Origin of the sequence: Devosia sp. 919, from assembly GCF_013185965.1 — a bacterium.
GTDB lineage: Bacteria > Pseudomonadota > Alphaproteobacteria > Rhizobiales > Devosiaceae > Devosia.
In genome coordinates this window covers 267,034-285,615 of sequence record NZ_JABAOL010000001.1, presented here as the reverse complement: position 1 = coordinate 285,615, position 18,582 = coordinate 267,034, and the positions used below count along the sequence as shown (strand labels likewise).

Below are 18,582 nucleotides of genomic sequence, written 5' to 3'. Positions count from 1 at the left end.
GGCCTCAGCCATTGGCCACCTTGGCTTCGGCGGCGCGGGGGTGGAAGACGGCAAGGAGCGCATCGCGGATGCGGCGCTGCCGGGGCTTGCTCGAAATCTTGCCGCCGGTGAGATCGGTGACATAGAAAACGTCGACGGCCTTTTCGCCATAGGTGCCGATATGGGCCGAGCCGATGGAGAGGTTGAGATCGGAGATCTCACGTGTCAGGGCATGGAGCAGACCCATGCGATCAAGGCCCGAAACCTCGATGACGGTGAATTTTTCCGACAGGGAGTTGGAGACCATCACTTCGGCCGGGAGCGCGAAGGGTTTGAGGCGCCGGTTGTGGCGCGATTCCTTGCCGAGATCGATGAGGATGGTGCGGCGGCCCTGCAGCAATTGCTTGACGGTATCAATGATGCGGGTGGCGCGCACCTTTTCGTCTTCGTCATTGGTGAAGGTGCGGCGCAGGCGGAAGGTGTCGATGGCGCGGCCGTCGCGGGTGGAAAAGATCTGCGCGCCGATGATGGACGCATCCTGCATGGTGCAGGCGCCGGCGATCAGCGAGAGGAGGCGCGGATGGTCGGGGGTGTAGAAGCTGACTTCGGTGATGCCCTCGAAAGCCTTGACGCGGATGGAGCCGGCAAAGGCGTCCCCGTTCTGGTCGGCCTGGCGGATCATGCGGGCGTGCTCGATCTGCAATTCGGGCTCGGCGCGCAGCCAGTAATGGTCATAGTGGCGGGCGGTATAGGCGGCTACTTCCTCGGCGGGCCAGCTTGAGAGGGCCTCGGTGAGGGTGGCGCGGACATCGGCGATTCGGGCGGACTGGGTAACCTGGGAGTGGCCGCCCGAGAGCAGCGGTTCGGTGGCGTAATAAAGGGCGCGCAGCAGCGAGCCCTTCCATCCCGTCCAGACGCCGGGGCCGACGGCGCGGATATCGCAGGCGGTGAGGATCATCAAAAGGGCCAGGCGCTGGGGCGACTGGACGATATCGGCAAAGGCCTTGGCGGTTTCGGGGTCCTGGATGTCGCGGGCCTGGGCCACTTCGCTCATCAAGAGGTGATACTGGATCAGCCAGGCAACGGTGTCGGTTTCGGCGGGCGAGAGGCCGAAGCGCGGACACAGGCGGCGGGCGATGCGGGCGCCGGCCTCGGAATGGTCTTCCTGGCCGCCCTTGGCAATGTCGTGGAGGAACAGCGCGACATAGAGCAGCCGGGTGTCGTTGAGCTGGGGCAGCAGTTCGTGGGTGAGGGGCAGTTCCTGGCGCAGGCCGCCATTGGCGATCTCGGCCATGACGCCGACGGCGCGGATCAGATGCTCGTCCACCGTATAGTGGTGGTACATGTTGAACTGCATCAGGGCGACGATCTTGCCGAATTCGGGCACGAAGCGCCCGAGCACGCCGCTTTCGTTCATCTGGCGCAGCATGCGCTCGACCGATTGCGGCGAGGTCAGGATGGTCAGGAAATAGCTGTTGGCCTTGGGATCGGTGCGCAGCTTGTTGTTGATCAGATGCAGCGAGCGGGTGATTTCCTTGATCGCATCGGGGTGGAACAGCAGCTGCTGGCGCCCGGCAACGAGGAACATCTTGATGAGGTTGACGGGATCCCTGGTGAAGACATCGGGGCGGGCGATATTGAGCCGGCCGGTATCGAGGATGAAATCGGTTTCGCCCTTGATCTTGGATTTGCCGGAGCGGAAGGGCGCGAGCACGCGGCCCACCAGGTCCATGTCCTTGGCGTGATTGAACTCGAGCGAAGCACAGAAGATGCGGGTGAGATCGCCCACATCCTTGGCGACGAGGAAATAGCGCTTCATGAAGCGCTCGACGCCCAGCATGCCGGCGCGCTTGGCATAGCCCATGCGCTGGGCCAATTCGGGCTGCACGTCAAAGGTCAGCTTTTCTTCGGCGCGGCCGGTGAGGAAATGCAGGTGACAGCGCACGGCCCAGAGAAAATCCTCGGCGCGCTGGAACAGGCGGTATTCGGAAGGGGCGAGCACGCCCTTGTCGACGAGTTCGGCCGAGGTCTTGACCTGGTAGAAGTATTTACCGATCCAAAAGAGGGTGTTGAGGTCGCGCAGGCCCCCCTTGCCATCCTTGACATTGGGTTCAACGACATAGCGCGTATTGCCCATGATGCGGTGGCGCTCGTCGCGCTCGGCCATCTTGGCGGCAATGAATTCGGGCCCGGTATGAGGCACGATCTCGGTTTCAAAGCGGTGGACGAGATTGTCAAAGAGCGCCTTGTCGCCGGTGAGGAAGCGCGCCTCGAGGGTGGCAGTGCGCACCGTCATGTCGGCGCGGGCCATGCGGATACATTCATCCACCGAGCGTACGGCGTGGCCGACCTTCTGGCCGAGATCCCAGAGCATATAAAGGATGTATTCGGTGACCTGTTCGCCCCAGGGGGTCTGGCGATAGGGAAGGATGAAGAGCAGGTCGATATCGGAGCCGGGGGCGAGGGTGCCGCGGCCATAGCCGCCAACGGCCGAGAGGGCAATGGCTTCAGCGCCGGAGGGATTATCGACGGGATAAACGCGGCGGGTGGCAAAGAGGTGGACGGCGGTGATGATCTCGTCCTGCGCCGCCGACAGATTCTGGGCGCAGCGCGTGCCCTTGCCACTGGCGATCAGTTCGGCTTCGGCACCCTGGCGCGCTTCGGCAAGGCACTGCCTGACATGGGCGAGGACCGCCGCACGTGCCGCCGCACTCTTGGGTGGCTCGGTGCCAATGGCAGCATCGAGTTCTTCCAGGATGACTTGGGCAGGTCGGGTCGCAAACAGCGGCTTTCGCGGCTTGGCGTCAACTTCGGCGAGCGGCATCGCGGGTTTTCTTCAACTCGTAGATCAGCTCGAGCGCCTCTTTAGGCGTAATTTCATCGGGGCGGATAGCGTCGAGCTTTTCATCAACTGGGTTGGCGACGGCGGGCGCCGGCGCTGGCTGGTGGGAAAACAGCGGTAGATCGTCTAGCACGCTGGTGACGCGGCCGGAAGGGGCCGCACCCGCCGCGCGCTCCTCCAGCACGGTCAAGACTTGGCGAGCACGGCGCAGAACCGGCTCGGGCAGGCCGGCGAGACGGGCAACCTGGATGCCATAGGAGCGGTCGGCCGCCCCCTGCCCCACTTCATGGAGGAACACGACCTCGCCCTCCCATTCTCGCACCTTCATGGTGTGATTGGACACGCGCGTCAGGGTCTTGGCGAGGCTGGTCAGCTCATGGAAGTGGGTAGCAAAGAGCGCACGGCAGCCGGTGGTTTCGTGCAGCGCCTCAACGGCTGCCCAGGCAATGGACAGACCATCGAAAGTGGCGGTGCCGCGGCCGATCTCATCGAGCACGACGAGGGAGCGGCGGGTGGCGCGATTGAGGATCGCGGCGGTTTCCACCATTTCCACCATGAAGGTGGAGCGCCCATGGGCGATGTCGTCTGAAGCGCCGACGCGCGAGAACAGGCGATCGACCACTCCGATATGGGCGCGATCGGCGGGTACGAAACTGCCCATTTGCGCGAGAATGGCAAGAAGGGCGTTCTGGCGCAGGAAGGTCGATTTACCGCCCATATTGGGGCCGGTGACGAGCCAGAGATGCCCGCCGCCCGACGCCTCGTCACCCGATAGATCGGCATCATTGGCGACAAAAGACTTGCCGTCGGCGCGCACCATTTCCTCGACCACCGGATGGCGGCCGGCGGTGATGGCAAAGGCGAGGGAAGTGTCGATCTCGGGGCGCACATAGTTGCGGGTGGCGGCGAGATGGGCGAGCGCGGCGGTGACATCAAGCTCGGCCAGCGCATCGGCGAGGGCGCGCAGGGTTGGTGTGTGGTCGAGCACGCCAGTGCGGAGGCGCGCGAAGATCGCGGTTTCGAGCTCGAGCGCGGCGTCGCCGGCGCGGGCGATGCGGCCTTCGAGCTCGGCCAGTTCGGCCGTGGTGAACCGCATGGCGTTGACCATGGTCTGGCGGTGAATGAAGCTTTGGCGCAGCGGCTCTTCAAGGAGCTTGGCGCCTTGGGCGGCGGGGACTTCAACGAAAAAGCCCAGCATGCCGTTGTGCCGGATTTTGAGGGCCCGAATATCGGTTTGCGCCACGAGATCGGCCTGGAGCGCGGCGACGACGGCGCGGGTTTCCCGGCCAAGGAGGCGCTCGGCATCGAGCTTGGGCTCATAGCCGTCGCGCACAAAGCCGCCATCGCGGGCGAGGAGCGGCAGTTCATCGGCGAGGGCGTTACCCAGGCTGGTGGCAAGATGGAGCGGAGCGCCGGACAGGATGGCGTGCAGCCGCGCGAGGGTGGTCGAGCCTTCGACGCCCGCGAGTTGCCCGCCGAGCGCGGCTGCGGCGGCGATGGCACGGCCGATGGCAGCCAGATCACGCGGGCCGCCGCGTTCCAGCGCCAGACGGGTCAGGGCGCGGGCGAGATCGGGCACGGCCTTAAGCTCGGTGCGCAGGCGCGCGGTCAGGGTCGGGTCTTGCGCCAGGGCCGCGACCGCATCGAGGCGCTCGTTGATGGCCCGGGCATCGTTGAGCGGGGCGGCAAGGCGGGCGGCCAGGAGGCGCGAGCCGGGGGCGGTGACGGTGAGGTCAATGGCGTGGCGGAGCGAGCCGCGGCTCTCACCGCGCTGGGTCTGGTGCAATTCAAGGGAAGCGCGGGTGGCGCTGTCGATGGCCATGAACTTGCCGGGCGCTTCGCTGGCTGGCGCGCGGAGGGGTACCGCCGCGCCCTTCTGGCTATCCTCGGCATAGGCGAGCAGCGCGCCCAGCGCCGCGCGGGCCGGACGGGACAAGGCGGTCGGGTCAAAGCCCTCGCCACCGAGGGCCGCGCGGATGCGGGCGGTGCCGGCTTCGCTGTCAAAAACGGCCGCGTCGGCTTCGTGGGTGAGCTTGTCCCAGGCGGGGGCCCAAAGATGCTGCTCGCGGAGGAGCAGGCGCGTCGGGGCGCTGACGAGGAGTTCGGCGGGATCGATGCGCGCAAGTTCATCGGCGAGCTCGGTGGCGGCCAGCTCGAGGGTAAAGGTTTCGCCGGTCGAGATATCGGCCCAGGCGAGGGCGAAATCGGTTTGGCCGTGGCGGACGGCGGCGAGCGCGGCGAGAAAATTGGAGCGGCGGGCGTCGAGGTGATCGTCTTCGGTGAGGGTGCCGGCGGTGATGAGGCGCACGACTTCGCGCCGCACCACCGATTTGGCGCCACGCTTTTTGGCTTCGGCGGGATCTTCCACCTGCTCGCAGATGGCGACGCGGTGCCCGAGCTTGATGAGCTTATTGAGATAATCATTGGCGGCATGGATGGGCACGCCGCACATGCCGATATCCTGCCCCAGATGCTTGCCGCGCTTGGTCAGCACGATGCCGAGGGCGGCGCTGGCGATTTCGGCGTCCTCGAAGAACAGCTCGTAGAAATCGCCCATGCGATAAAACAGCAGATAGCCGGGATGGTTCGCCTTGATCTCGAAGAACTGGGCCATCATCGGCGTCAGCGTCGGGGCTGGGCCGGTTGGGGCGGGCGAAGTGGGCGATCCGTGCATCAAGCTCTCAAAGGTCCGGGCTCGAAAGCGCGGACCTTACGGAATTGGCGGGGCAATGCCAACTGCGGCAGTTTGGATATGCCCGCAAGATTGGCGCCCGGTTTTCAGGCGCCCCGGATGAGCGAGGCCGGGTCCACGAGCTTGCGATAGAGGTGCCACGTGGCGTGACCGAAAATGGGGATCACCACCGCCAGCCCGACAAAGAGCGGCAGCGAGCCGAGGAAGAGGCCAGCGCCGACCATGATGCCCCAGGCCAGCATGGGAATGGGATTATGGAGCACGGCGCGGAACGAAGTTTCGATGGCGACATAGGCGCCCACATCGCGATCCAGCAGCAGTGGGAAGGCAATGACCGTGGTGCAGAGGGTCACAAGGGCAAAGGCCGCGCCCAGCAGCGTGCCGGCAACAAGGAGCGTGCGGCCGCCGGGTTCGCCCAGGATTTGGGCGAGGAAGGCGTTGAGGGTGCGCGGGGGAGAGGAGCCGATCAGCGCTTCGTAGAGGCCTTGGGCGGCGGTGAGCCAGAGGGTGAAAAGGACAAAGAGCATGATGCCGATAACGGCGATGGCGCCAATGGCGGGGGAGCGCAGCACGTTCATGGCCTCGCCCCAGGAAATATCCTCGCCCTGTTCGCGCCGGCGGCTGACTTCATACAAGGGGAGCGCCGCAATGGGGCCGATCAGCGCAAAGCCGCCGATCAGTGGATAAAGCAGCGGCCAGGTTTGAAAGCCGCTCATCCAGACGGTGAGCACGACGCCGACAATGGGGTAGATCACGGCGAGCAGGAGATAATGGCTGGGCTTGGCCCAGAAATCGTCGGCCCCGGCGCGCAGGGCCGCGACCAGATCGGCAAAGGTAATGGTGCGGATGACCGGCATATCGAGCTTGGTGCCCGCGCCGGTAACGATGTGGAAATTGGCCATGGCGAGTTTATCCTCCAATGGAGGCCACATGGCCCGCTGAGCGACGCCAGTGATGCGCAGGGCGGACCCGCAGCCGCAACGAGGGGAGGATAGGACAGGTGCGACGCGCTGTCGCCCCCATCCGCAAGATGTGAAGGGGCAGGGCGGGAGAAGTGCCCTGCCCTGCCCCCTCGTGGTTGAGCGTCAGATTTCGTAGCGGTCGCTGGCGTGGTGCTCGGGGCGATAGATGAAGTAGTCGAAATCGGCCGGGCGGGCGGTGCCGTTGAGATCCTGGGCAGCGACGCCGACAAAGGCGCCGGTGAAGGAGCCATGGGCCTGGTGGCCACCGCATTCATCCGAAAGGATGGAGGCATCGAGCACGGGCCCGATGGGCTGCATAGCTTCGCCTTCGAGGGCGTAATAGAACTGCAGCGCGGCCCCGCGAATGGAGAGGGCGAGCTTGAGCTTGCCGGTCTGGGGGATCTGCACGGGTTCTGCGGGGAAGCGCAGATTGCCGTCGGGCCAGCTCATTTCGGAGCTCATCAAGAGCAGCTCGCGCTGGCCATCGGAATGGGCGGTGACGGCGAGATAAAAGAAATTGTAGCGGCTGTAATAGGCGGTGAGGCCCGCCATGGTGCGTTCGTCGACGGGATCGAAGCTGAGCGTGGTTTCGGCATCGTAGGAGAAGTGGGTCTGGCGGCGGGCGACGAGGGATTGCTCGAACCAGGAGCCGATGGATTCGCGGCCGAAAAGGCGCAGCTTGCCATCCTCGAGCGCAAAGATGCGCTCGGGCTCGGGGGTGCGCAGCCACTGGAAGTCCTGGTGCAGTTCGCCATCGGCAAAGCTGTAGCGCTGCTCGCTCCAATAGGGGGTGTCGTTGCGGGTGCCGGGCACCTCGACATGGAGAGAGGGCACGGGACCCTGTTTCACGTGAATCCAGTCGTCATCGCCCCAATAGGCTTCCTGGATGGAGGTTTCGCGGCCCAGAACGCAGCGGCGGTTCTGGGTGGTGGGGCGGCCGCCGAGATGGACGAGATAGGTCTTGCCCTCGGGGGTTTCGACGAGATCGCCATGGCCGGCGCGCTGGATGGCGGCAAAGGGCGCGTCCTTGGAGGTGAGGATATGCTTGTCCGGGTGGGTTTCGTATTGCCCATCGATGGTGCGCGAACGGGCAAAGGTGCAGGCATGCTCATAGGCGGTGCCGCCCTCGGCGGTCAGCAGGTAGTACCAGCCGTTGCGCTTATAAAGATGGGGGCCCTCGACGAGCTTGAGGTCGGTGCCCTGGTAGATATTGGTGACCGGGCCGATGAGCTTGCCGGAGGCGGGATCGAATTCCTGGAGCGCAATGCCGGCGAATTTGAGCGGGCGGGTGCGGTGGTCCCAGAGCATGTTGACGAACCACTTGCGCTCGTCATCGTCGTGGAACAGCGAGGGATCGAAGCCCGAGGAGTTGATGTAGATCGGGTCCGACCAGGGCCCCTCGATCGAGGGGGCGGTGACGATGTAGTTATGGGCGTCCTTGAAGGAGCCGTCCTTGCGCTTGACGTCGGTATAGACGAGCCAGAAGAGGCCATCGGCATAGGAAATGTCGGGGGCCCAGACGCCGCAGCTGTCGGGATCGCCGCGCATGTCGAGCTGGGTTTTGCGGGTGAGCGGGCGGCAGACCAGGTCCCAGTTGGCGAGGTCGCGGGAATGGTGGATCTGCACGCCCGGGAACCACTCGAAGGTGGAGGTGGCGATGTAATAATCCTCGCCGACGCGGCAGATCGAGGGATCGGGATTAAAGCCGGGCAGAATGGGATTGGTGATGGTGGGCATGGGTTCCTCGCGCGAGCGCAGCGGTGGCGGTGCCTTGGGTCCTCTATGGAGCAGAGAACCGGGATGGTTGGCGGGGTCACTGAGGGACCCCCTCCCCCGGCCCCTCCCCTCAAGGGGGCGGGGTGGCGGAGGAGAGATCGGGGCGGTTCGAACTGTCCGAAGCGGGGACGCTCGAGCGGCGAAGTCGAAGTGGAGGAGAGGTTTGAACCCCCACCCCCGTTTCCCTCCCCTCAAGGGGGAGGGGTGGGACGGCACCCAAGTTTGGTGACTAAGAGGTCAGATGAAGCGGTTGATCAGGTTTTCGAGATATTCCTGGCGGCCCGAGACGGGTTGGGGGTTGAGGTTCTCGGTTTCCACTTTCTGGGCGAGGTCGGCAAGCGACAGCTTGCCCGAAAGGATGTCCTGGCCAAGGCCTTCGGTCCAGCCGGCATAGCGCTGGTCGACAGCCTGGTCATAGGTGCCGTCGGCGATGATGGCGGCGGCAGCCTTGAGGCCGCGGGCGAGGACGTCGAGCCCGCCGATATGGCCGATCAGCAGATCCTGGGGATCGAGCGACTGACGGCGCACGCGGGCGTCGAAGTTGAAGCCGCCTGACCCGAGGCCACCATTCTTGAGGATCTGCAGGAAGGCCAGGGTCATTTCGCGCGGGTCATTGGGGAACTGGTCGGTATCCCAGCCCGACTGCAGATCGTTGCGATTGGCATCGACCGAACCCAGCATGCCCAGCGACGCGGCCAGCGCCAGTTCGTGCTCAAAGGAATGGTTAGCAAGGAAAGCGTGCCCGACTTCGATGTTGCACTTCACTCGGGTTTCGAGACCGTACTTCTTGAGGAAGCCGTAAACGGTGGCGACGTCGAAGTCGTATTGGTGCTTAGATGGCTCCTGCGGCTTGGGCTCGATCAGGATCTGGCCCGTAAAGCCGATCTTGTCGGCATGATCGATCACGAGATGGAGGAAACGGGCCATCTGGTCCTGTTCCTGGCCGATCTTGGTGTTGAGGAGGGTTTCATAGCCCTCGCGGCCGCCCCAGAGCACATAATTGGCGCCACCCAGTTCATGGGTGAGTTCGAGCACGTTCTTCACCTGGCCGGCGGCATAGGCAAAGATCTCGGGATCGGGATTGGTGGCGGCGCCCGCCATGTAGCGGCGGTTGGAGAAGAGGTTGGCCGTGCCCCACAGCAGCTTGGTGCGGCTCGTTTCCATCTTGCGGGCAAAGATCTCGCCGATGGCGCGCACATTGCGGTTGGATTGGGCGAGGGTTTCCCCTTCGGGCGCGATATCGGCATCGTGAAAGCAAAAGAAGGGCGCGTCGAGCAGTTCGAAAAGCTCGAACGCCACATCGGCCTTCATCCGGGCGCCGTCCATGCCGCGATCAAACCAGGGGCGATCATAGGTGCGCCCGCCAAAGGGGTCGCCGCCTTCATAGGCAAAGGTGTGCCAATAAGCGATGGCGGGACGGATATGGTCCTCCATCCGCTTGCCGGCGACCATCTCGTCCTTGTTGTAATGGGTATAGGCGAGCGGATTGGTGCTCGACGGGCCTTCATATTTGACGGGCGAAATGCCCTTGAAAAAATCAGTCACGTACGTGCCTCCTCGATGGCGGGATAAAGCGCGCGGTAGCGCTGGTATTGCTCGGTATAGGCAGCCGACAAACGGGCATCGGGTGCAATGACGGTCTTGATGGCGGGCATGGTCATCACCTCGGCGGGGTTGGCGCCAGTGGCCGCGCAGAGCCCGAGACGAGCCGCGCCCAGCGCGCCGCCGAAATCGCCATCTTCAGGCAGGGCGATCTCGGTGTTGAGATTGGTGGCGATCAGCTTGAGCCAGAGCGCGGAGCGGCTGCCGCCGCCCACCGCGATCAGCCGGTTGATCTGGGTGCCGGCATCCTCAAGGACGCGTTGGCAATCGCGCACGGCAAAGCTGACCCCTTCCATCACCGCCTGGGCGAGCCGGGCGGGATCGGAGCGGTGGGAGAGGCCAACAAAGGAGCCGCGGGCACCGGCATTGTTGTGGGGCGTGCGTTCGCCCGAGAGATAAGGCAGGAAAATCTCCTCGCCGGGACCGGTGAAAGCCGCTTCGGCAGCGCCAGCGAGCGCGGCCGGCTTTTGGCCGGTGATGTGGCCAAGCCAATTGAGGGAGTCGGTGGCCGACAGGATCACGCCCATCTGGTGCCAGGTGTCGGGAACGGCATGGCAAAAGGCATGCACGGCGCCCGAGGTGTTGGGGCGGAACTTGTCGTTGGAGACAAAGAGCACGCCCGAGGTGCCGAGCGAGACAAAGCCCTCGCCCGGGCGGATGGCGCCGATGCCGCAAGCCGCGGCGGCATTGTCGCCAGCGCCGCCGGCTACCACCACGTCGCCCGACATGCCCCAGCGGGCGGCGAGCTCGCGCTTGAGGGTGGCCGAGGGGGCGGAGCCTTCAACGAGGCGCGGCATGTGGGAGCGATCAAGGCCGGTGACGGCGAGGAGCTCGTCGGACCAGTCGCGCCGGCCGACATCGAGCCATAGCGTGCCCGAGGCATCGCTCATGTCCTCGATATAGTCGCCGGTCAGCAAGAGGCGCACATAGGCCTTGGGGAGCAGCACCTTGCGGATGCGCTGGTAAATCTCGGGCTCATGCTTGCGCACCCAGGCGATCTTGGGGGCGGTGAAACCGGGCATGGCGATATTGCCGGCGATGCCGCGCAGGGTGGGGAGTGCGGCTTCCATTTCGGCGCATTCGGCGGCCGAGCGCCCGTCATTCCACAAGATGCAGGGGCGCAGGACCACATCGTCTTCCCCCAGCAGCGTTGCGCCATGCATGTGACCGGAGAGGCCAATGCCGCGCACGGCGGCGAGCTCGCTCCCGTGGCTTTGGCTCAGTTGATCGAGGGCGGCCTGCGTTGCCGCCCACCAATCGGCGGGGTTCTGTTCGGACCAGCCGGGATGGGGACGGGTCGGCTCGGGCGAGGGCGCGGTGGCATCGCCGATGGGACGGCCGGCCGCATCGATCAGCATCACCTTGACGCCGGAGGTGCCGATATCAATGCCAAGGAAGTTGGTCATGAGGAACGTACCTCACAATTTGGCAAGCGTGAAAACACGAAAGTCCCTCCCCTGCCCGTTAGGGCGATGCCGAATTTTGGATCGGCTGCTGTGTTAGCGCAGATTGTCGCGCAGGAATATCCCAATTTCAATGGGGTCGGTGGTGACGACTGCGGCACTGCCGAGGGCACATTGCTGGGCCGCGCGTAGCGCTTCGCGGATTTCGTGATCGGGATTTTGATCCAGCACGACGTCGATGGCACCCGAATCAAGCCCGGCGCGGGTGGCGGGCGTCAACTCATGAGCAATGACGCGGACGGCGCGGGCGCGCTCGGAAGCGGCAAGCGCCGCCACGAGCCCGGCATTGCCAGCGCCAAGATTGTAGATGCCGGCCAGATCGGGATGCTCGGCCAAAAGCCGGGCGGCAAGCGCCTCCGCCTGGGCGGGCTCGTCATGGCTTTCGAGGGGCCCAAGCAGCTGCAAGCCCGGAAACTCGCGGGCGAGAACGGCACCAAAGCCATCGAGGCGGTCGCGATGATCGCGCAGCGCGAGCGAGCCGGCGATGACGCCGATGGCTCCCTTTGGGCAGAACCGGCCCATGAGGGAAGCGGCCGTGCGGCCGGCGGCGGGATTGTCGATGCCGATGAAATGGCGGCGGGCGGAATTGGGCAGATCCGACACGAGGGTCACCACCGCGACGCCGCGGCGGCTGGCGCGCTCGACGGCAGCGAGCACAGACGGCGTTTCGCTGCCCACGATCACGGCGCAATCGCAGATGGCAGGTTCGAGTCCGTCAAGGGCGCGGGCGAGCCCTTCGGGATCAAGCGGGCGCAGGCGCCGCAGCTCGAGCGCCAGCCGCTCGCCCGCGCTGGATTGGGCGCGCCGCTCCACCGCGCCGGCCAGGCTGCCCATGAATTCGTTGGAGCCGGCGGGCAGGAGGAAAACGACGCGCAGATCGCGCCCCCGGGCCAGCAGGGAGGCGGACAGATCGCGCTGGAAACCGATAGCGGCCATGGCCGCTTCGACCTTTTGCGCGGTGACGGGGCGCACGCCGGGGCGATTGTTGAGCACGCGATCAACCGTGGCCAGCGACACGCCCGCGGCGCGCGCCACATCATGAACCGTTGCCCGGCGCCTCGATCCGATCTCGTTCACTGCCCTTGTCTCCAAACCGGGCGAGACACTGCGGAGGGCAGCCGGTTAGGTCAAGTGTTTGGTCAAGTGCGCCGTTGCAGGGGTGAACGCAAACCGGCTAAAGCAGGGCGCAAAGGGAGAGGCGCATGAGCATAGCAGTTAGCGAATTCGGCCAGTTCAACGGCAAGCGCGTGGATCAATATCATCTGCGCAGCGATACGGGGGTCGAGATCGACATTATCGGCTATGGCGCGGCGGTGCGCGACTGGCGGGTGCCGGTGGCGGGGGGCCTGCGCTCGGTGGCGCTGGGGTTCGACAGCTTCGAGCCCTATCCCGAGCATAGTCCGCATTTCGGCGCGATCACGGGGCGGGTGGCCAACCGGATCGTGGGCGCATCATTCGACCTGGACGGGCAGCACTACGACCTGCCGGTCAATGAGGGCAATATTCACCTGCATGGCGGCCCCGAAGGGCTGGGGCGCCAGGTCTGGGCCGGCGAGGTCGACAGTGCCGGCAACAGCGTGCGGTTTACCCTCCATAGCCCCGACAGGGCTATGGGGTATCCGGGCAATGTGGATTTTGCCGTGACCTATCGGCTGGTGGGCAACCGGCTGCGCACCGAGTTCGAGGCAACAACCGACCGGCGCACGCCGATCAGCCTCGTGCAGCATCAATACTGGAATTTGGGCACCGACCCGCTGGTGCTGGACCATTGGGTGCAGATCCCCTCGAGTGCCTATACGCAGCTGGGGCCCGATCTGTGCCCCACCGGCGCCATCCTGCCCTCCCGCGGCACGCAATATGACCTGCGCGCCGGGCGCATCCTGCGCGACGCAGCGGGCGCGCCGATCGACTACGACATCAATCTCGTGCTCGACACCGGCCGCGACCTCGCCGACCCGATCGCGACCGTGCGCGGGCCAGACGGGGCGCTGACACTTCAACTGTGGAGCGACCGGCCGGGCCTGCAGTTCTATAACGGGGTGATGACCAATGTGGCGGTGCCCGGGTTGAACGGGCGCCGCTATCCCAAGCATTCCGGGTTTTGCCTCGAGGACCAGATGTTCCCCGATGCCTTGCACAACCCGCATTTCCCCTCGATCATCCATGGGCCCGACAAGCCATACCGGCATTGGTGCGAGATCGAGATCGGCTGACGCACACCACCCGTCCTGACACTGGCTGTCAGGGCCAAAGCGCAACATCCCTTCCGCACCAAGCGGGAGGGGCCGGAGATGGAGAACACAAGCTGGACAAGACCGAGCGGTTGTTTTCGATCATGGATGCGCTGCGCCGGCACCGCCGGCCGGTTACGGCTGCGGCGCTCGCCGAGGAGCAGGGCGTTTCGGTGCGCACGCTTTATCGCGATGTGCAGACCCTTATCGGGCTGGGCGCGCCGATCGCGGGGGAAGCGGGGATCGGCTATATGCTGAAGCCGGGATTTTTCCTGCCCCCGCTGATGTTCACGCCCGAGGAGCTGGAAGCACTGGTGCTGGGCGCGCGCTGGGTGCAGGCGCAACCCGATGACGGGCTGGGCTTGGCGGCCAAGAACGCGCTGGCGAAAATCGCCACCGCCTCGCCCGAGGATCTGCGCGACCGCATCAATGATACGGGCCTGTGGCCCGTTGCGCTGTGGCGCGAGCGCGAGCCGCTGCCCATTCTTGGGGACGTGCGCATGGCGATGCGCTGCGAAAAGGCGCTGCGGATCAACTATGCCGATGAAGCGGGCCAGCGCACCGAGCGGGTGATCTGGCCGGTGCAGGTGGCGTTTTTCGAGGGCAAGCAGACGGTGGCGGCCTGGTGTTGCCTGCGCGAAGCGTTCCGCAATTTCCGCACCGACCGGATTTTGGCGCTCGAGCTCACCGAGGAGCGCTATGGCCGGCGGCGGGCGGCGCTGGTGCGCGAATGGCAGGCGCTCTGGGAAGAGCATTACCCCGACTGGGAGGCCAAGTGGGAACACTAGGGCCATAGGGACAAAAGGTCGGTCAGTTCCGCGGTGGTGATCAGACCCGTGGCGAGGCCCCCCAACCAGAGCAGGTGCATGGCCGCGATCACGAAGGTGAAGGCAATAAAGCCCGCTTTGCGCGTCTTGTGGCGGAACCGCTCCTGGGACAGGAGGCCACCGATAATGCCGCAACCAAGATCGAGTGCATGGAGCGTGGCTTCACTGACGCGCCATTCCCCGGCCTTCGCCGCTTGTTTGTCGTGGTGGTAAAAGGAGAAGGCAAGAATGCTGGCGAGTATGTAGATGCCGCCAAGGGGCAGTGGCACAGAGCCCCGAAATAGGGCGACGGCAAGCAGCGCGGCCAGAATGATTGCAGCACCGGATCGCCAGCCCAAGCTTGCCGGCTCGGCAGATGGAATGGATGCTCGGGGGACCCTTGGCGCTGGCTTAGCTGAAGCGAGTTGAACCTGCATGGCTTGCGGGCGGCCGTCGCGGCCGGGGCCGAGCCGGTAACGGAGGTGGTCACCCACCTGGGGACGCGTTGGACCGGCAATAGCCGAAACATGCACGAAACAACGGCTGCCATCACCCCCGTCGATGAAGCCAAAACCGCGGCGGTCATTCCATTCCACCAGCACACCGGATCGTTGCATGCGAGCCCCCTGCCCGCGCAAGATTAGCCGGGCTGGGTTAACCGATCGTCCGCGCTCAGGCTGCGGCCAAGTTGACGCGGTAGCTCAGGGCTTCGGCGATGTGAGGGCGGGCGACGCGGTCGACGCCGGCGAGGTCGGCAAGGGTGCGCGCAACCTTGAGGACGCGGTGGTAAGCGCGGGCGGAAAGGTTGAAGCGCTCGGCCGCCTGGAGCAGGAGCTTGCGGCTGTCGCTATCGGGGTTGACCACGGTTTCGATCAGGGTAGGGCCGGCAGCCGCATTGGTGTAGATGCCGGGGGCGCCGTGTTCGAGGAAGCGCTGGCGTTGCCGCTCGCGGGCGCGCTCAACGCGTTGGGCGACGACGCTGGAGGCTTCGGCGGGTTCCGCGGGGGCGATGAGGTCGGCGGCGCTGACGGCGGGCACGTCGATGCGGATATCGATGCGGTCGAGAAAGGGCCCGGACACGCGAGCCTGGTAATCATTGGCGCAGGCGGCGCCGCGCTTGCAGGTGTGGCCGGGCGTACCGGCGAGACCGCATTTGCAGGGGTTCATGGCGGCGATCAGTTGTACGCGTGAGGGATAGGAAACGCGGGCATTGGCGCGGGCGATGACGGTTTCACCCGCTTCGAGCGGCTGGCGCAGGGAATCGAGGACCTGAGGCGCGAATTCGGCGAGTTCATCGAGGAACAGAACGCCGTTATGGGCAAGGCTGACTTCACCCGGGCGAACGCGCAGGCCACCGCCGACCAACGCCGCCATGGACGCAGAATGGTGCGGGGCACGAAAAGGGCGGCGATCGGAAATGGCGCCCCCGGCCAGTTCGCCCGCGATGGACTGGATCATCGAGATATCGAGCAGTTCGCGCGGATTGAGCGGGGGCAGGATGGAGGGCAGACGGGCGGCCAGCATGGACTTGCCGGCGCCGGGCGGTCCGATCATCAGGAGGTTGTGGCCACCGGCCGCGGCGACTTCGAGGGCGCGGCGGGCGACGAGTTGCCCGCGCACTTCGCTCAAATCGGGCAGGCCGCCATTGGTCTGGTGCTTGCGCGGCACGGGCCGGGGGGCGTGCTGGTGGCCGGTCAGGTGATTGACCAAGGCCAAAAGACTTTCGGCAGCGACGATGTCGATGTCTTCCCCGGCCCAAGCGGCTTCGGGGCCGCAGGCTTCGGGGCAGATGATGCCAAGGTCGCGGGCACCGGCGGCAATAGCAGCAGGGAGGATGCCATTTACGGGAGCGAGGCGGCCATCGAGCCCCAGTTCGCCCAGGGCAAGGAAACCTTCCAGCGCATCCTGCGGAATGGCACCGATCGCGGCCATCAGCCCCAGGGCGATGGGCAAATCATAATGGCTGCCTTCCTTGGCAGGTCGGCGGGAGCGAGATTAACGGTGATGCGCTTGGGCGGCAGGCTCAGCCCCGAAGCGAGCAGCGCGGCGTAAACCCGTTCGCTCGATTCCTTGACCGCCTTATCGGGCAAACCGACCATGAGAAACTTGGGCAGGCCTGGGGCAATCTGCACCTGAACATCGACTGGCACCGCCTCGATGCCCTGAAAAGCTACGGTCGCAACCCGGGTTACCATGTACGCCATTCCCCCAGAACAGGAGGAGGCTAGCAGAGCACTGCCCTCCAACAAGAACGTTCAGCGAACATTAAATAGGGGTTAACCACGAGGCCGCGGATTGGAGTTAACGCAAGCTTCCCTTAACCGCGCCATGTTGAATGAAAGGCTCGCCTGGTCGTACACGAGTATATTCATGCCCCCAGTCTGCGCGCGCCGTTTTTCTTCCATGCTCAAGGGCGCCGCAATGGCGGCAATGGTGGTGCTGCTTGCCGCCTGCGCGAGCGGCGGTGGACTTTATGGCCCGATCGACGGGGACAACCGGCCCCATGCCGGAGTGGACCGGGCGCGCAAAATGCCGATCCAGGGGATCGATGTGGCGCGCTACCAATCCCATATCGACTTTTCGACGGCGCTGCGCTCGGGCATTGCCTTTGTGTTCATGAAGGCTACGGAAGGAAAGGATTACATCGATCCGAACTTCCGCCGGAACTGGGCGGCCGCACGCGATGCGGGCATGCCACGCGGCGCCTACCACTTCATGACCTGGTGTTCGCTCGCCTCCGAGCAGGCGCAGTGGTTCATCGCCAATGTGCCCAATGATCCCGACGCGCTGCCGCCCGTTCTGGATCTGGAGTGGAACAATCATTCCTCGTGCAAGGTCAAGCCATCGCGGGCCGATGCGCTGGAAAAGATCCGGGTGATGCTGGCGGCAATGGAAGCCCATACCGGCAAGCTGCCCATCATCTATACCGACATGAACTTCCACCGCGACGTGCTGGATGGGGAGTACTTCCCCAATGCGTTCTGGTTGCGCTCCACGGCTGCCGAACCGCATGAGCGCTATCGTAACCGCGGCTGGACGTTCTGGCAGTGGACGCAGACTGGCGTCGTGCCCGGCATCCGAGGTGAAGTGGACCGCAACGCCTTTTACGGTGATCGGAATGACTGGATCAATTTCCTGATGACGGGCTGCGATCCACGCTCATTTGCCGCCCTTGCCCCGACTGGCCGGTGCCGCGTCTACAAATAGGGCGCCGTCACTTGTCAGCCGCGGTGGCGAGGACTAGATTCCAGCCCGTCTTCCGGGCTCAGCCCGGCGCAGAGGAGAACAGCCATGGCTAAAGGTCAGATGCGCAGCAACAAGGAAGCCAAGAAGCCCAAAAAGGACAAGCTGGAAACAGCAAAGCCGATCACGGGCCTTGGTAGCGGCAGCACCGGCAATACCGGCAAGAAGTAAGCATGCCGAGCAAATGCGAATGAGCGACTGGCACAAGGCCGGTCGCTTTTTTGTTGTTGAGGGCTGTCACAGGACCAGCAGCGCGAGCGCCTGAATCGGCGCCGCGGGCGCGAGCGCCCAACGAAGGGGCGCCGCGGGATTAGCTGGCCAAGGGGCGGAAGATGCCGCTCGAGGCAATGCCATCAAAGATGAACTGCACCGCCAAAGCCGACAGCAGCACGCCGACCACGCGTGACACCACATGGGCGCCGGTGACACCCAGCAAGCGCTGGATGGGGATGGCGAGACGCAGCATCACATAGGTCAGCAGCAAGATGGTGAGCAGGCCCGCGATCACCGCGGCGTCCTTGACGTAATCGCCTTCCGAGCCAGCGATGAGCAGGATCACGGCGCTGATCGCCCCCGGTCCCGCAATGAGCGGGGTGGCGAGAGGGAACACCGAGATATCGGCGCGGTCGCGCGCTTCGATATCTTCCTCGGTGGTGGTGGAGGTGCCGCCAGATGAGCGAGCGAACACCATGTCGATGGCGATGAGGAGCAGCAGCACGCCGCCGGCCGTGCGCAGTGCCGGCAAGGTAATGCCGAAGAGCGCAAGGAGCGGTTCGCCGAAGAGCGCGAAGAAGAGCAGGATCAATCCGCCGATCAGCACCCCGCGAAGCGCCAGGCGGCGCCGCTCGGGCGAGGAGGTGTCGCGCGTGAGCGCCAGGAACACCACGGCCAGATCGGCGGGACCGATGGTGGCGAAAAAAGTGGTAACCGCCAGCAGATAGGTGTCGACCGGCATCAGCACACCGCCCTTAAGTTAAGCGGCACGA

Annotated in this window: 13 protein-coding genes and 1 pseudogene; 4 read left to right on the top strand and 10 right to left on the bottom strand. The window is 65.0% G+C overall.

Annotated features, from left to right (window positions below):
* Window positions 1–4: 4 nt before the first annotated feature.
* The 7 genes from HRQ64_RS01410 to HRQ64_RS01380 all read right to left on the bottom strand — a co-directional run bounded on the left by HRQ64_RS01410 (window position 5) and on the right by HRQ64_RS01380 (window position 12,393).
* The gene (locus tag HRQ64_RS01410) at window positions 5–2,803 is read right to left on the bottom strand and encodes a [protein-PII] uridylyltransferase (RefSeq protein ID WP_172121733.1); all 2,799 of its coding nucleotides are present in this window, start codon (window positions 2,801–2,803) and stop codon (window positions 5–7) included.
* Window positions 2,784–5,495, bottom strand: coding sequence for a DNA mismatch repair protein MutS (gene mutS, locus HRQ64_RS01405; protein WP_248307148.1), 2,712 nt, complete (start codon window positions 5,493–5,495; stop codon window positions 2,784–2,786). Before mutS ends, HRQ64_RS01410 begins: the two co-directional genes overlap by 20 nt.
* 104 nt (window positions 5,496–5,599) lie before the next feature.
* Complete coding sequence (locus HRQ64_RS01400; RefSeq protein WP_172121732.1) at window positions 5,600–6,415, bottom strand: DUF2189 domain-containing protein; 816 nt, start codon at window positions 6,413–6,415, stop codon at window positions 5,600–5,602.
* A gap of 183 nt (window positions 6,416–6,598) precedes the next feature.
* Window positions 6,599–8,212 (bottom strand): glycoside hydrolase family 43 protein, encoded by a 1,614-nt coding sequence (locus HRQ64_RS01395; protein ID WP_172121731.1) that lies wholly within the window; start codon window positions 8,210–8,212, stop codon window positions 6,599–6,601.
* 276 nt (window positions 8,213–8,488) lie between these two features.
* On the bottom strand, window positions 8,489–9,796 hold the full coding sequence (xylA, locus tag HRQ64_RS01390; RefSeq protein ID WP_172121730.1) for a xylose isomerase: 1,308 nt from the start codon (window positions 9,794–9,796) through the stop codon (window positions 8,489–8,491).
* Complete coding sequence (gene xylB / locus HRQ64_RS01385) at window positions 9,793–11,259, bottom strand: xylulokinase (protein ID WP_172121729.1); 1,467 nt, start codon at window positions 11,257–11,259, stop codon at window positions 9,793–9,795. The genes xylA and xylB overlap by 4 nt, the downstream gene beginning before the upstream one ends.
* A gap of 93 nt (window positions 11,260–11,352) precedes the next feature.
* Window positions 11,353–12,393, bottom strand: coding sequence for a LacI family DNA-binding transcriptional regulator (locus tag HRQ64_RS01380; protein ID WP_349236657.1), 1,041 nt, complete (start codon window positions 12,391–12,393; stop codon window positions 11,353–11,355).
* A gap of 125 nt (window positions 12,394–12,518) precedes the next feature.
* On the opposite strand from HRQ64_RS01380, the gene HRQ64_RS01375 reads away from it, so the two are divergent.
* Together HRQ64_RS01375 and HRQ64_RS01370 are read left to right on the top strand one after the other, a co-directional pair.
* A complete protein-coding gene (locus HRQ64_RS01375) occupies window positions 12,519–13,529 on the top strand; it encodes an aldose epimerase family protein (protein ID WP_172121728.1) in 1,011 nt (336 codons plus the stop codon).
* 110 nt (window positions 13,530–13,639) lie between these two features.
* The gene (locus HRQ64_RS01370) at window positions 13,640–14,335 is read left to right on the top strand and encodes a YafY family protein (protein WP_349236656.1); all 696 of its coding nucleotides are present in this window, start codon (window positions 13,640–13,642) and stop codon (window positions 14,333–14,335) included.
* Here the strand turns inward: HRQ64_RS01370 and HRQ64_RS01365 are convergent.
* Both HRQ64_RS01365 and HRQ64_RS01360 read right to left on the bottom strand, forming a co-directional pair.
* Window positions 14,332–14,970, bottom strand: a complete 639-nt coding sequence (locus HRQ64_RS01365; RefSeq protein WP_172121727.1) for a DUF1294 domain-containing protein — start codon at window positions 14,968–14,970, stop codon at window positions 14,332–14,334. The genes HRQ64_RS01370 and HRQ64_RS01365 overlap by 4 nt on opposite strands.
* Before the next feature lie 55 nt (window positions 14,971–15,025).
* Window positions 15,026–16,548, bottom strand: a pseudogene (locus HRQ64_RS01360) (YifB family Mg chelatase-like AAA ATPase).
* A gap of 175 nt (window positions 16,549–16,723) precedes the next feature.
* Between HRQ64_RS01360 and HRQ64_RS01355 the strand changes: the two are divergent.
* Both HRQ64_RS01355 and HRQ64_RS20320 read left to right on the top strand, forming a co-directional pair.
* The gene (locus HRQ64_RS01355) at window positions 16,724–17,560 is read left to right on the top strand and encodes a GH25 family lysozyme (RefSeq protein WP_127755004.1); all 837 of its coding nucleotides are present in this window, start codon (window positions 16,724–16,726) and stop codon (window positions 17,558–17,560) included.
* An 84-nt stretch (window positions 17,561–17,644) separates the two neighbouring features.
* Window positions 17,645–17,767, top strand: coding sequence for a hypothetical protein (locus tag HRQ64_RS20320; protein WP_282567566.1), 123 nt, complete (start codon window positions 17,645–17,647; stop codon window positions 17,765–17,767).
* 139 nt (window positions 17,768–17,906) lie between these two features.
* Here the strand turns inward: HRQ64_RS20320 and HRQ64_RS01350 are convergent, their stop codons facing one another.
* The gene (locus tag HRQ64_RS01350; protein WP_127755003.1) at window positions 17,907–18,551 is read right to left on the bottom strand and encodes a MarC family protein; all 645 of its coding nucleotides are present in this window, start codon (window positions 18,549–18,551) and stop codon (window positions 17,907–17,909) included.
* Between the last annotated feature and the right edge of the window lie 31 nt (window positions 18,552–18,582).

Coding starts and splice junctions, on each gene's coding strand:
- HRQ64_RS01410 (WP_172121733.1), bottom strand. CDS start 2,803: ATGCCGCTCGCCGAAGTTGACGCCAAGCCGCGAAAGCCGCTGTTTGCG.
- mutS (WP_248307148.1), bottom strand. CDS start 5,495: ATGCACGGATCGCCCACTTCGCCCGCCCCAACCGGCCCAGCCCCGACG.
- HRQ64_RS01400 (WP_172121732.1), bottom strand. CDS start 6,415: ATGGCCAATTTCCACATCGTTACCGGCGCGGGCACCAAGCTCGATATG.
- HRQ64_RS01395 (WP_172121731.1), bottom strand. CDS start 8,212: ATGCCCACCATCACCAATCCCATTCTGCCCGGCTTTAATCCCGATCCC.
- xylB (WP_172121729.1), bottom strand. CDS start 11,259: ATGACCAACTTCCTTGGCATTGATATCGGCACCTCCGGCGTCAAGGTG.
- HRQ64_RS01375 (WP_172121728.1), top strand. CDS start 12,519: ATGAGCATAGCAGTTAGCGAATTCGGCCAGTTCAACGGCAAGCGCGTG.
- HRQ64_RS01365 (WP_172121727.1), bottom strand. CDS start 14,970: ATGCAACGATCCGGTGTGCTGGTGGAATGGAATGACCGCCGCGGTTTT.
- HRQ64_RS01355 (WP_127755004.1), top strand. CDS start 16,724: ATGCCCCCAGTCTGCGCGCGCCGTTTTTCTTCCATGCTCAAGGGCGCC.
- HRQ64_RS20320 (WP_282567566.1), top strand. CDS start 17,645: ATGGCTAAAGGTCAGATGCGCAGCAACAAGGAAGCCAAGAAGCCCAAA.
- HRQ64_RS01350 (WP_127755003.1), bottom strand. CDS start 18,551: ATGCCGGTCGACACCTATCTGCTGGCGGTTACCACTTTTTTCGCCACC.